The sequence below is a fragment of the Paracoccus sp. PAR01 genome (assembly GCF_014851995.1).
GTDB lineage: Bacteria > Pseudomonadota > Alphaproteobacteria > Rhodobacterales > Rhodobacteraceae > Paracoccus > Paracoccus litorisediminis.
The window spans coordinates 14183-26874 of sequence record NZ_JACVAW010000018.1 but is presented as its reverse complement, the minus strand read 5'-3'; the positions used below and the strand labels follow the sequence as shown (position 1 = coordinate 26874).

The following is a 12692-nucleotide window of genomic DNA, read 5'->3' as shown; positions in this document are numbered from 1 at the left end:
CGACGGCATTCCCGGATTTCGGAGCGCCCATGCGCTGATGGGTTTGGGTGGCAAGCATATCCTTTTCTCGATGCTTGCGTTCCAGATTGTCGCTACGCGGAATTGAGGGAAGGCTGATGCAGAGGCAGAACTCTTCGCCTTTCGCTGAGCGAATGGAGGCGAGACCTGCGTTTTCTGCGGCGGGGGCGAGGTCGATAATAGCCGAAGCGTATCAGGTTGGTCGGAATGAAGGCCGCTCGGTACGGCAATCCTCTGGTCAGATTGAGCGCGTACCCGGACCAGTTTCGGCTCTGAACACTATCGCTGGTCGCAAGATGCGCCCATTCTGGCGCAGATTGTGATCAGCCGGCTTTCGCGGCCTCCACCGCCTTTATGCAGGCTTCCTCATCGCCTGCGGCCAAGGCCGCGCGTGCCTCCGCAAGCGAAGCGGCCGGGGGCGATTCCTTCGACGCTTCAGCGGCTGCAGTCGGCTTGCCCTCCTGCTGCGCCTGTGCGTCGGCTGCCGACATAGCCTGATCGGTCTTGTCAGCAATCCCCTGACCTTCCAGCGGTGCGAGCGTGCCGTCCTTTGCGACTGCGTCAGAGGATGGTTTCTCTGGCGGGGCCGTTGCCTGCTGCTGCGTGCTGGCGGGGCCGTCCTGCAGCGGGGCCAGAGAGCCGTCCTTGGAAATGCCTTCAGTCGGCCCTGATGTTCCACTGTCCAGTTTGGCAATCTCCGCTGCACAGTCGGCCTGTGCGGCCAGCGACGAGAATGTGACAAGCGCGCCACTTGCAACGATCATGTAAAATCTGTTCATACTGAGTCCTCCAGATTGTCGGGAAGTCCCTGCGTTTCCTTAAGCCAAACCTGATGTGAGGGCGTTTGTTCCAACCGCGGCGGGACACATTTTGCACCCGAACCGGATGCAGCAAGCTCCGCTTTGCCAGAATGCTTTGATTCCTCAGTGCAAAAAAGCGCTCGGCGAAGAAAAGACCTCCGCCCCAAGATGGAGCGGAGGATGTTCATCCCTTCAATCAAGTCAGCTCGGCAAGCCCAGTGTCACATGTCCGGCCACTCAAAGGCCGGCGCGGCTTCCAGTGCAGCCTTGTTGGCGGTGAAAACGATGAAATAATCGTTTTCAGAGTCCCCGTCGCGGATCACGCGCAACTGGTCCATTGCCACCGCCACGGATTTTTCCCCCATGCCGAGGAATCCACCCACATCGACAAGGACCGCCTTCACCTGGCCGTCCTTGTTGAGCACCAGGTCACTGATCTCACCGACGTTATCCCAGCCTTTGTCCACCTCATTGATCTGGGCACCGGGATCGACATCCATCTCCGAGGTGTAAAGACGCTTCCCGATGAAGGTTTCGGCAGACATGTCGCCAGCCGCGGCCATGTAGGAGAATCCGGCCGCAGGGGCAGTCGTGGTCGCGTCATTTGGAGCGACCGCCGCATCGGCAGCCGGGGCCGCGGGCGCTGTCGCCGCGCTGTCCGCCGGCATCGGGGTCACCGGGGCGTCGGTCGTGGCGGGCGGCGCGGTTTGTGCGAGAGCCGGGCCTGCCAGGATTGCGATCATAGCGGATGTGGCAAAAAGCTTGTTCATGTCTCGATCTCCTCGTGTCTCCGGTGTCACCCGGTTGTGGGTCCAACAGGCGGAAGGCGGCGATGTTCCCGCGGAAAAATTATTGTGATCTGGGCGACTAATGCGGATCCCGTGCGTTCGCGCGGCATGGCAGGCGCGCGCGATGCCGACATGCTCGGCTCATTGTGGGGCACCGAAATCGAAGGTCAAATCACGGGACTGTCGCGTCATGGCAGCGAAAGCAACGCTTCGGGATTGGTGTCCCAAAGAAGAAAGCCATGCGGGGATGCATCCGCTTCGTTCGGGCAATCGGCAGTAGGTTTGTGCTGCGGTTCGGGTGGCGCTTACACCGCACCCATAAAGTAAGAGAGGGCCAAAGTTCAGCATCTTGGCGACAAATGCCTGCTGCTGCTATTCTGGCCCTGCTTGGAGGTCAGGCTGTCGATGCGCGATCTTGAAGATCAGATCGATGTGTTTCCGCGCGAGATGGTGCTGCGGCGGATCGATGCTGAGCGCAATATGTGGCGCTTCTATCGCCTCGCGGTCGAACCCGATCTTTTCGGCGGCGCCAGCCTGGTGCGGGAATGGGGCCGGATCGGCAGACCGGGGCAGCAATCGAGGGAAGCACATGCCGACGAGGGGCTGGCGATCAATGCGCTGCTGCGGCTTGCCGCCGCCAAACACAGGCGCGGCTATCGGACCTGATTGCCACGCTGTCACAGCGATACGATCGATGCAGGCCGCGCGTCGCGAGCAGCTCAACCGCTCGGAAACGCGAAAGACGCTTTGACGTGCCCGGCTCAGCTCTCGACAGAGAGTTGACTCAAAGCTTCGCTGATCTCGACCGGATCATGCGGCAAATCGGTATCAAAGAGCTTGGTGGCGAGGTGGCGCAGCAGCACGATCTCTGTGGCCATCACCGACGCCACCTTGCCTTGCAGATTGGCGAGATCGGCGGAATGCAGCGCGGCATCGAGCTCGCTGAGCGACTGTGCGGCGCTGGTGATGCTGGTGAGGATTTCGGCGCTGGTCTGGCTGTCGAGGGGCAACGCTTGGCTTCCTTTCCATGATTCTGAGGCACGCAATAGTTGTATGAGCGCAACGAGGCCACCGCTTGTGCGGTTCCTTGGCGGATTCTTGCAGCGGTTTGACCTCGAAACCGGCGGCAAATTGCCGCTCTCATGGACCTTCCAGCGGTGAGTGCCGGCCAAGCGCCGGCATGGCGGCAAGCGTCAGCTCCGGAGCACCGATCTCCGGGGCCTTTGTGGCGCTGGTCTCCATTGGACCTTTCTTCAATGATCCGATGAGGTCCGCGCGAAAGAGCGCGGCCCGAGCCGGGACATTGTCGGTGCGGCGGATCGACCGGGCCAGGGCCCGGCTCACCGCCGCACCGCGGTCTTTTCCAATCCAGAACTGTCCGCCTCGCATCCCCGGCGCGGTCGGATCAATGGGCAAGCGCCGCGCCGACGCGCGTCGTCGCGTGCCCGGGCCGTGTCCTCGCGCTCCTGCGCTGCGGGCCGCACCACCCCGGTCCCGCGCCCCATGACCGCCCGCGCCGGGGCCACGGGCCGGGCTTTGCCGTTCCCGCTCTGCCCTCCGGAAACCACGGGGGTTTTCCAGAGAACAGACGGAAAGGCTCCGCCCAAAGCGGACGAGGGGGCGAGAGCTCTGAGGCCGCGAAATCAATGGAGGGCCGTGGATGGCATACGATCTTTATCAGCAGGTGACCGACAGCATCATTGCCAGCCTTGAGGCGGGCAGCCCGGCATGGCGCAAGCCCTGGATTGGCGAGGGCCGGGCGGCACAGATGCCGTTGCGCGGCAATGGCGAGGCCTATCGCGGCATCAATGTGCTGATGCTCTGGCTTGCCGCATCGGCGCAAGGCTATGGCAGCGCTTATTGGTTCACCTATAGGCAGGCCGAGGCCGCAGGCGGTCAGGTCCGCAAGGGCGAGAAAAGCGCAACCGTGGTCAAATATGGCACCCTCGCGCGTGAGGACGAGGACAGCGGGACCGAGAAGCGCATCCTCTATTTGAAGAGCTATCGGGTCTTCAATGCCGATCAGATCGATGGTTTGCCCGAGGAGTTTTATGCCGCGGCTGCTGAACCGGCCCGTGATCTCGGTACTCAGCCCGACCCGCGCCTTGAGGCTTTTTTCGCCGCGACCGGGGCCGATATCCGTATCACCCCAGTGCCGCAGGCCTATTACGATCCGCAGGCGGATTTTATCCATATGCCGCCGATCTCAAGCTTCTATGACGCGGCTGGATTTTACGGGACATTGGCGCATGAGGCCTGCCATTGGTCTGGCCATGGCACTCGCCTTGACCGGCTCGGCCGCTTTGCCGCGCGCAAGGCCTATGCCTTCGAGGAGTTGATTGCCGAGATTGGCAATTGCATGCTCTGCGCCCAGCTTGGCCTGACCCCGGACTTCGGCCAATCGGCGACCTATGTCGAAAGCTGGCTGCGCGCGCTGCAAGATGACAAGCGGCTGATCTTCAAGGCCGCGACCGAGGCGCAGAAGGCGGCAGATTTCCTGTTGGCCTGTGCCGGAGTGGCAAAGCTGGTCGAACAAGGTGCGGCCGCCTAGCGGCCCGTCATCGCCAAGTTTCCGGCCCGTCGCGTCCAGCGGCGGGCCCGCGACAGGGAAGCAGAGAATCCGGACGCGCCGGATTCGCGCCTGATATGCCCGCGCCGGGCACAAGACGGGCCGGTCGCGGACCGTAACCGGCACGACCGTCGTCAGTGCCGATATCGGTGAAGCCCCCGCCAGCTATGCGGCGGGGGCAGGATTTCAGAGGAGACGTCGTCTCGACCGGATTTGAAACGCGACCTGGACAGAGGCAGTGCATAGCCAGCTCGGATCATGTCCGGACACCTGGATCATTGCGCAGATTCCTCGACCGGCGCATATAACGTGCCACCTTCGCGGAATTTCTCGGCCGTGGCCTGCATGCCCTGCTGTCGTTCCGCTTCGGCCCGAATGTCCTGACTGATCTTCATCGAGCAGAATTTCGGCCCGCACATCGAACAGAAATGCGCGACCTTATGCGCCTCCGCCGGCATGGTCTCGTCATGCATGTCGCGCGCGGTATCGGGATCGAGGCTCAGATTGAACTGGTCCTGCCAGCGGAACTCGAAGCGTGCCCGCGACAAGGCGTCGTCGCGCATCTGGGCGCCGGGGTGACCTTTGGCGAGGTCGGCGGCATGTGCCGCTAGCTTGTAAGTGATGACCCCGGTCTTGACGTCGTTGCGATCGGGAAGGCCCAGGTGCTCCTTCGGGGTGACGTAGCATAGCATTGCCGTCCCGAACCAGCCGATCATGGCCGCGCCAATGGCGCTGGTGATGTGGTCATAGCCCGGCGCGATGTCGGTCGTCAGCGGCCCCAATGTGTAAAATGGCGCCTCGTGGCAATGCTTCAGTTGTTCGTCCATATTGGCCTTGATCTTGTGCATCGGCACATGGCCCGGGCCTTCAATCATGACCTGACAATCTTTGGCCCAGGCAATCTTGGTCAGCTCTCCCAAGGTCCGTAATTCGGCAAATTGTGCCTGATCATTGGCATCGGCGATGGAGCCCGGACGCAAGCCATCCCCCAGCGAGAATGACACGTCATAGGCCCGCATGATGTCGCAGATCTCGGCGAAATGCTCATAAAGAAAGCTCTCGCGATGGTGGTGCAGGCACCATTTCGCCATGATCGAGCCGCCACGGCTGACGATCCCGGTCACCCGCTTGGCTGTCATCGGTATGAAGGCCAGCCGCACGCCTGCATGGATGGTGAAGTAATCCACGCCCTGCTCGGCCTGTTCGATCAATGTATCGCGGAAGATCTCCCATGTCAGATCCTCGGCCACGCCGCCGACCTTTTCCAGCGCCTGATAGAGCGGCACGGTGCCGATCGGGACCGGCGCATTGCGAATGATCCAGTCGCGGATGTTATGGATGTTGCGGCCTGTGGACAGGTCCATCACCGTATCCGCGCCCCAGCGGATCGCCCAGACCATCTTGTCGACCTCTTCCTCCATGCTGGAGGTCACGGCGGAATTGCCGATATTGGCGTTGATCTTCACCTTGAAGCTGCGGCCGATGATCATCGGCTCCAGCTCGCGATGGTTGATATTCGCCGGGATGATGGCGCGACCGGCGGCGATCTCGGCGCGGACGAACTCCGGGGTGACGCGATCGGGCAGGGTCGCACCGAAAGGCTCGCCGTCGCGAATAGGCGCAGCCTTGCGGCCCTCGTTCTCGCGGATCGCCACAAATTCCATCTCGGGCGTGATCAGCCCGGCGCGGGCATAGGCGAGTTGCGTCACCGCCCGTCCCCCGGTTGCACGCAGGGGCGATCGCTGCAGCGGGAAGGCAGGGGTGAGCCTTGCACCTTGTGCAAAACCATTATCGGCGGCTGTCACCGTTCGGCCTGGATAGGTCTCGACATCACCGCGCTGGCGCAGCCAGTCGCCCCGCATATCCGCCAATCCTTTGGCAATGTCGACCTGGACCGCCGGATCGGTATAGGGACCGGAGCTGTCGTAAATGCTCAAGGGCGCTTCGGATGAGATGGTGATTTCGCGCAGGGGCACGTGGATATTGTGCAACTGACCCGAGAGATGGATCTTGCGCGATGCGGGCAAGGCGCCGGTGGTGATGTTCAGTTTCGTCATCTGGTCCTTCCTTTCGAAAAGACCCAAGCGAAACCGGGCAGAAAGGGGCCATTGGCCCCGCAATCCGGGCCCATGGCCCGAAAGGACCGCCCCGCTGATGCTTTGGGGAGATTGCCCTTCGGTCTTCCTACGCCAGTGTCAACTGGGTCAGGTTCAAAGGGTCGCCTCACCGGGGTTTCCCCCTGTCAGCCTCTCAGTCCCCTAGGCGGGACTCCCCTGACGTGGCGGCAAGCTGGCGCTTTTGCGTGTCGTCGTCAACGGGGAATGGCGACGATACTCGGATAGTCTGTGCAGATGACATCGCGCGCCGGTCGCGGTCAGTAACCGGCGCGGGCGAGATAGATCTCGAGATGCGCGATCACCTTGGCCCGGACCCAGCGCGACAGCGCCGGCGTCAGCCCGGCCAGGCCCTCGGGATCGATCTCGGCGCAAAGCTGGGCATGGGCATCGCGGGAAAGGGTGATCGAGCTGTCGAAGCGATGCGCGGAGCGCTTGGACCGCTCGCTGGGTACATCGCGATAGTCGATCCCGGCTTCCAGAGCCGCGACGAGCTGCGGGCGCAATTCCGCCATCGCGCGCCTGAGCACGGTGCCGGTCGGGCAGCGTGCCTTCTCGGCCCAGGCCGCGGCACGCGCTATCAACTCATCGGGCAGGCGATAAAGCACCCGGATCGTCACCATCTCCTCGCCCGAGGACAGCAACCCGCGCGATAGGGCAGGGGTGGCACCGTTTCGCGGCACTGCATTGCGCTTGCGCCTCGGCGCAGCTTTTGCCGCCTCCGCTTCCGTTGATTGCGGCTCGATGCTGGATCCAACTGTCTTCTCGGTCTCGGTCTCGGTCTCGGTCTCGGTCTCGGTCTCGGTCTCGGTCTCCGGCGCGGGCGCCGGAACTTGCTCTGGTCCCGCCGCCGCCTCGAATTCCAGCCGCCGGCTGAAGCCGGGATCGGGGGCCGAGATCCGACCCGGCAGCTTGAGCTTGGCCATTACCCTTCCTCCCGGATGGTGCGATCGAGCTCGGTCAGGACCTCGTCCATTTCCTGCAGCGCGGTCGCCAGATGGTTGGCGACGCCGGGGTTCCTGGTGCTCCTGCGGATCTCGCCCAAAAGGCCCTGACCGTCGAGCCTTGTATACATCGCCCGGTTCATCACCACCTCGCCCAGCACCGGCATATTGCGGATGACCTGCTCATAGACCTCATGTTCGGCGGCAGAACGGCTCAGCGGCACACGATTGAGCAGGACGCGGAAGGGTGGCAGATCTGCCGGATCCGCGACGCGGGATTTGAGCCGCAGATACCAGAGCCCGGTCTCGAGGCTTTCCGCGTAATTGTTTGCCGAGAGCATGCAGGGCGCAATCAGCAGATGCGAGATCAGCGCGATATGGTCCTGCGCCTCTGAGCCACCGCCAAAGGTGACGACCAGGATCAGATGCTCCTGATCTGGCTGGGCGAAGATCGCAGTGATCTCTTCGATCACCATGGCGGCCGAGAGGGTCGGAATGACCCGGACCAGGTCATGCCAATGGCCCTGCTTCTTGGCGCGCTCCATCCATTTCCAGCTGCTGCGGCTCTCATCGGTGTCGAAGATGGTGACGCTCTCGCCGCGTTCGGCCGCAGCTGAAGCCAGTCCCATGATCAGCGTGGTCTTGCCGCAGCCACCCTTGCGGTTCATCGCGGTGATGACACGGATGCCATTCTGCATTGGGCTTTCTCCGGTGCTGTCCGCGCGCCTTTGCCGACGAGCCTCCCCCTAGACAACACCCGCATAGCGCGACACACAACACACGAAACAAGATCCGTGACGCCATAAGCGGAAACCGGCAAACGCGTGCGGATCCGGCATCGCGGCCTGCGGCCCGATCCCTGCCGCGCCAGCGCATAGGTTCAGGAGTTTGACTTTCGGCTTTCGTCGGTGCCGCGTCGCGCCAGCCAGGCTCGCGCGCCGCGGCACCGTCGCCGGCCCGGAACCCGGTGCACGACGCGGCATGTGGTCTCAGTGCTTTCTCCGCAAATCTTTGGCTTCCCCGCCATTCGGCTGCGGTGGAGCCGGGGAGACCAAGCCGCGCCTCTCACCGCGAAACCCGTCCGACGACCCGCAGAGACCGGCTCCCCGGGCCTTTGGTGACCTCTCTCGGCAGCGGCTGCCCCGAGGGGCAGCCTCTGGACGCGCGGCGCCCGAAACGGTCGGGCCTCTGGCCCGAAGCCTGTCCCGTGACAGAAAACCGACCCTTTGCGCCGCATCGATGGCCTCCCGTCAACGCAATCTTCGCAAGCTCCGGTTGCGTTGACAGCTGGAGTCGCATCTGGCAGCAAAGGGATATGGCAGGAAATGCACAATGTGTACAAAGCGCGCGCCCTGCCGGATCGGAGGGGGCGGTGACGGGTTTTACGCAGGGCTCAGATCAAAGGCGCGCGGGGGCAGCTGCCGCCGCCGCTGGGGTGGACGCCGCCAAGCTGAAACGGGCCAAGACCCGGCGCATCCGGGAATCCGGGGCGACCACGACCGGAGGCAAGGCGGTGACGGTGCGGCTCTCGCCGGAAGAGCTTGAGGCACTTGCCCGGCTGCAGACCCGCATGGGGGCGGGGTCGCGCTCGGATGCCCTGCGCTCGGTCCTGCGCGCCAGTGTCGGATTGCTGGAATTCCCCCCCGAGCAGGCCGCGAAGCTCGGCGAGATCAAATCCGAGCTGCACAAGATCGGTGTCAATATGAACCAGATCGCCTTGGCCGCCAATCGCGGGCGCGTCGATCTCGCCCGCGCCGAATGGCAGGCGCTGAACGAGTTGCGCCTCGCGCTGCCAAAGCTCCGGACCTGGCTCAATGCCGTGGTCGAGGAACAGCGCCGCCGCGGCGTGCGGCTGTTCCGCAGCTATTCGGAGAGCGAGCGTGGCTAGCCTGCCGGAAGGGGTCCTCGAGGAATTGCACCTGCGCTATCTGCGCGGTGGCAAGGGATCCGCGCGGCAGCGCTTCACCACTCGGGCCAATAATCTCTGGCGTCTGGCCCAGGGTTCGAATGCCGCGGTGCTGAAGAAGATCCACAATGGTGGCACCCATAGCCGCAAGCAGCTCGGCAATCAGTTCGACTATCTCTTCTCCAAGGCCAGCGCGATCTTCGGCAATATGGTCGAGCATGATCCGGAGCGCCGCACCTTGAGCCGTGAGGAGCGCAAGGCCATTGCCACGGACTGGGAAGATGCCTGGACCGGCGATCCTAAAAACGGCCATACCACGCATCTGCTCCTGTCCTTTCCGGCCGATGTCGCGCCCGAGCGTGCGCTGCAAGTCGCCGAGATCTGGGCCGCGGACATGTTCCAAAGCGGCCGGCATGTCGCGGATGAATGGGCCTATATCGCGGCGCTGCATACCGATCGCAGCCATCCCCATGTCCATATCGTCATCAACAATCGCGGCCTGGAAAACGACAGCTGGTTCTACATGGCCAAGGGCCATGCCTTTGATGTGCTGGTGATGAAGGAGCGCATGGTCGAGATCGCCGCCGAACAGGGGCTCTATCTCGACAGTGCCTCGCGCATCGAGCGTGGCAAGCTCACCTATGGCCCGTCGCGGGCCGAGCTGGAGCGGGCTTTGCGCGAGGGCCGCGAGGTCCGGGAAGTGCCGCTGCAGGGTCAGGCGGTGCGTGATGCCCTGGCGCAGATCCGCGAGAACGTCGCCACCCTGCAGATCTTCTCTTCCATGGCGCGGCAAGGTCGCGAGGCGGAATTGGCGGCGCGGATCGAGGCTGTCGCGCAGCGCCTCGCGCGCGGCGGGATCATTCAATCGACGGAGGATTTCATGCAGGCACAGGATGTTCAAAACCGCGGCGATCTCAGCCGCTATTACGATGCCTGGCTCAGCCGGGTAGAGACCGGCATCCGGCAATTGCCGCCAGGCGAGCAAGGCGACATGCGGCGCGACTTTTACACCGCCGCCGCCGATGTCGCCCGCGAGCTGGGCGATGCCCGTGGCGCCGCGTTGATGCAGCGCCCGGCGCAGGAGGCGCTGCATCGCAGTCAGATCGGCGCGACTGCGATCACCCGCGATGGGGTGAGCCGCGAGATCGGCCATGACGGTATCGCCGAGATCCGCGACCGGATTTCCGCGGCGGCGAGATCCAGCGGGCTGGATCCGGCCCAGGTGCAACATCGCCTGAGCCAGGGCGCGGCCAATGCCTGGCAGGAGCGCGACTGGACGCGGCAGGACATCCAGGCTGTGGCCGAAAGCCGGCGGCTCGATCTCGCCGGCGAGAAGGATCCGGGCAAGGCCGCAAGCCTGGTCGACAGTTTCTATGCCAAGGCCGCCGAATTGCTGGATCGCAGCCTCGAGCCGCGCCGCGACAATGATCGCCTGTCACGGACCCTGCAGGCGATGTCGCAGGCGTTGCAACAAGATGGTCAGGTCGCCTTCCAGAGTGACGAACATGCCGGACGCTTCGCCAGGGATCTGAGCCAACGCTACGGCAATGACCTGATGTCACGGCTGGCCAAGGGCGACGACCGCGCCTTGGCCATCGATATTCCCGATCCTGCGCAAAGGCGTGACATCGCCCGGGCCATCACCGCCGCCGCCGAACAGCATGAGAGCATGGGCATGAGTCTGAAACAGGTCCAGGAGGCCAAGGCGCGGCTGCCAGATCTGAGAACGGGCGCGGGTAAGCGTGAGGTGGACCGCCCACAAGCACCTGACCGTGAGCATCGCGAGCGGTAGGATTATGACCGGGAAGGGTAGGGCGATGGAGATCTCGATACCCTCAACAGAAAGCAAAAAAGTGCTCCTTCCGATCAAGGTGGGTCCAACACCCAGACCTAGAGTAGCAATTCTTTATGGGCGTCGCACTTACGTCTGCCGCACTTGCCGGGAGTTGGCATATCCATCGCAACACAACGATGCATGCGATCACGCCGACCGATGGGCGAACAAGAAGCGACAGTCGCGGGCAACCGCCACACGGGCCTGATCGGGAGGTGCAACCAACGCCAGTTCAGGAGCGTGTGCCGAAGCCCCCTGCGAAACGAACGGCTACTGCAGACACTGTTGCAGACTACCAATGTCACGATGCGCGGGAAATGCCGCAGTTCGTCGACCCGAAATCGGCAGTGCCCTTCTTCATTGACAAAACCACGCTAGGGGCAGGGCGTCTTAGTCAGGTTTCGGGCGAGACGATGCGATAGCGCTCTCAGCGAACTTCCCCGCTGCGCGGGATCTTCAGCAGATCGCCCAAGCGCTCGTCGGGATAGCTGGTACACAGCCCATGCACTGCATCCTGGTCCGCGATAGCGCACCTATGGCGGAACTCCCGGAGCGTCGAGCTCGAGCCCCCCAACTGTCCTGTAGTAGGTGCAGTGCTATTTGGCATTCCCCTATCGGTCCCAGCGTTTTCGCGCCAGCCTGTAGCTAGACCGCTCTAGGAGCTGGCGTAGCCAAAAAATAATCCGGATTCCCACCTCCTGCTTATGACCATCGCTTGTTTCATGCACGATGCGAGCACGATCGAGGATGCTGAGGCATGTCGATCTGTTTCGGTCCGCCCGTCACGATATATGTCTCGTTCTGGATGCCGTGGAGACGCGCAAGACGTTCACTTATATCCCCGCCCATCGGTGTGAGCCTCATTGTTGCTTCGACAGGTATTACGCTCTCACGAGCCGCTGCAGAAGTGCGCCGCGCGATGGCACCGGGGCCACGGGGCGGGAAGATCGCCCCAGCCCCCGTCAGGCCGCGTTGTCGGTGAAGCCGAAATAGGCCGCGTCCAGCTTGCCGTCGCCGGACAGTTCGGCCGGGGTTCCGTGCAGGACAATATTGCCGTTGCGCAGCACATAGATGCGCGAGGCAAGATCCATAATCCGGCCGGTGGATTGTTCGACGATCAGCAGGCTTAGCCCTGATTGGTTCAGCCGTTTCAGATTGGCATAGACCTGATCAATTACCAAGGGTGCCAGACCAAGCGACGGCTCATCGATCATCAGCAAAGCAGGCTTCTGCAGAATGGCACGGGCAATGGCAAGCTGCTGCTGTTCGCCCCCCGACAGATATCCGGCAATGCCGTGATACCTTTTGCGCAGGATGGGGAACGTATCCAGAACCGTTTCCAGATCGCTGCGCTGCGCGTCCTTGACATCACGCCGGACAAGCAGCCCGACGCGGAGATTTTCGGCCACTGTCAATGACTTGAAGATGTGCCGCCCTTCCGGAATTAGGCACAGACCGCTGCGGCAAATCTGTTCGGGTGTCTTGCCTTGAAGAGAAGCCTCGCGAAACCTGATCTGGCCCGAGTTCGGCTTCAGCAGCCCCGAGATGGTCTTCAAAAGCGTGGACTTGCCCGCGCCGTTGGGGCCGACCACGAACACCGTCTCGCCCTGAGACACGTTCAGGTCGATCCCTTTCAGGGCAGTCAGACGGCCATAGCCTGCAATCAGTTGGGAAACTTCTAACACGCGATTTCACTCCGCTTCAGTATGGGGGAAAGGG

The 12692-nt window shown here is 62.9% G+C and carries 11 protein-coding genes and 1 riboswitch; of the genes, 4 read left to right on the top strand and 7 right to left on the bottom strand.

Features of this window, described 5'->3' with window-relative positions; genetic code table 11:
* Positions 1-341: 341 nt before the first annotated feature.
* Both IB235_RS19810 and IB235_RS19805 read right to left on the bottom strand, forming a co-directional pair.
* Positions 342-797, bottom strand: a complete 456-nt coding sequence (locus tag IB235_RS19810; RefSeq protein ID WP_192338194.1) for a hypothetical protein — start codon at positions 795-797, stop codon at positions 342-344.
* Positions 798-1039: 242 nt separating this feature from the next.
* Complete coding sequence (locus IB235_RS19805) at positions 1040-1588, bottom strand: PRC-barrel domain-containing protein (protein WP_192338193.1); 549 nt, start codon at positions 1586-1588, stop codon at positions 1040-1042.
* A 423-nt stretch (positions 1589-2011) separates the two neighbouring features.
* Between IB235_RS19805 and IB235_RS19800 the strand changes: the two genes are divergently transcribed.
* A complete protein-coding gene (locus tag IB235_RS19800; RefSeq protein ID WP_192338192.1) occupies positions 2012-2272 on the top strand; it encodes a WGR domain-containing protein in 261 nt (86 codons plus the stop codon).
* Positions 2273-2367: 95 nt separating this feature from the next.
* Here the strand turns inward: IB235_RS19800 and IB235_RS19795 are convergent, their stop codons facing one another.
* Positions 2368-2616, bottom strand: a complete 249-nt coding sequence (locus IB235_RS19795; RefSeq protein ID WP_192338191.1) for a hypothetical protein — start codon at positions 2614-2616, stop codon at positions 2368-2370.
* A 650-nt stretch (positions 2617-3266) separates the two neighbouring features.
* On the opposite strand from IB235_RS19795, the gene IB235_RS19790 reads away from it, so the two are divergent.
* Positions 3267-4157 carry an ArdC family protein gene (locus IB235_RS19790; RefSeq protein WP_192338190.1) on the top strand — a complete coding sequence of 297 codons (891 nt, stop codon included), beginning with the start codon at positions 3267-3269 and terminating at the stop codon, positions 4155-4157.
* Between the two features lie 293 nt (positions 4158-4450).
* On the opposite strand, the gene thiC is transcribed toward IB235_RS19790, so the two are convergent.
* From thiC to IB235_RS19775, 3 genes are all read right to left on the bottom strand, one after another.
* Entirely contained in the window at positions 4451-6232 is a 1782-nt protein-coding gene (thiC, locus tag IB235_RS19785) for a phosphomethylpyrimidine synthase ThiC (RefSeq protein WP_192338189.1), read from the bottom strand.
* 107 nt (positions 6233-6339) lie between these two features.
* Positions 6340-6460: riboswitch (TPP riboswitch) on the bottom strand.
* Positions 6461-6549: 89 nt separating this feature from the next.
* Positions 6550-7215 carry a hypothetical protein gene (locus IB235_RS19780; RefSeq protein WP_192338188.1) on the bottom strand — a complete coding sequence of 222 codons (666 nt, stop codon included), beginning with the start codon at positions 7213-7215 and terminating at the stop codon, positions 6550-6552.
* Complete coding sequence (locus tag IB235_RS19775) at positions 7215-7931, bottom strand: AAA family ATPase (protein ID WP_192338187.1); 717 nt, start codon at positions 7929-7931, stop codon at positions 7215-7217. Before IB235_RS19775 ends, IB235_RS19780 begins: the two co-directional genes overlap by 1 nt.
* 674 nt (positions 7932-8605) lie before the next feature.
* Between IB235_RS19775 and IB235_RS19770 the strand changes: the two genes are divergently transcribed.
* Both IB235_RS19770 and IB235_RS19765 read left to right on the top strand, forming a co-directional pair.
* Entirely contained in the window at positions 8606-9121 is a 516-nt protein-coding gene (locus IB235_RS19770) for a hypothetical protein (protein WP_192338186.1), read from the top strand.
* Positions 9114-10931: a relaxase/mobilization nuclease domain-containing protein gene (locus tag IB235_RS19765; protein ID WP_192338185.1), complete on the top strand. Its 1818-nt coding sequence runs from the start codon at positions 9114-9116 to the stop codon at positions 10929-10931. Before IB235_RS19770 ends, IB235_RS19765 begins: the two co-directional genes overlap by 8 nt.
* A 1004-nt stretch (positions 10932-11935) precedes the next feature.
* Here IB235_RS19765 and IB235_RS19760 read toward each other — a convergent pair.
* Positions 11936-12658: an ABC transporter ATP-binding protein gene (locus IB235_RS19760; protein ID WP_192338184.1), complete on the bottom strand. Its 723-nt coding sequence runs from the start codon at positions 12656-12658 to the stop codon at positions 11936-11938.
* Positions 12659-12692 lie beyond the last annotated feature (34 nt).

Excerpts from the sequence above, each read along its gene's own strand:
- IB235_RS19810 (WP_192338194.1), bottom strand. The coding sequence starts at position 797 with ATGAACAGATTTTACATGATCGTTGCAAGTGGCGCGCTTGTCACATTC.
- IB235_RS19805 (WP_192338193.1), bottom strand. The coding sequence starts at position 1,588 with ATGAACAAGCTTTTTGCCACATCCGCTATGATCGCAATCCTGGCAGGC.
- IB235_RS19800 (WP_192338192.1), top strand. The coding sequence starts at position 2,012 with ATGCGCGATCTTGAAGATCAGATCGATGTGTTTCCGCGCGAGATGGTG.
- IB235_RS19790 (WP_192338190.1), top strand. The coding sequence starts at position 3,267 with ATGGCATACGATCTTTATCAGCAGGTGACCGACAGCATCATTGCCAGC.
- thiC (WP_192338189.1), bottom strand. The coding sequence starts at position 6,232 with ATGACGAAACTGAACATCACCACCGGCGCCTTGCCCGCATCGCGCAAG.
- IB235_RS19780 (WP_192338188.1), bottom strand. The coding sequence starts at position 7,215 with ATGGCCAAGCTCAAGCTGCCGGGTCGGATCTCGGCCCCCGATCCCGGC.
- IB235_RS19775 (WP_192338187.1), bottom strand. The coding sequence starts at position 7,931 with ATGCAGAATGGCATCCGTGTCATCACCGCGATGAACCGCAAGGGTGGC.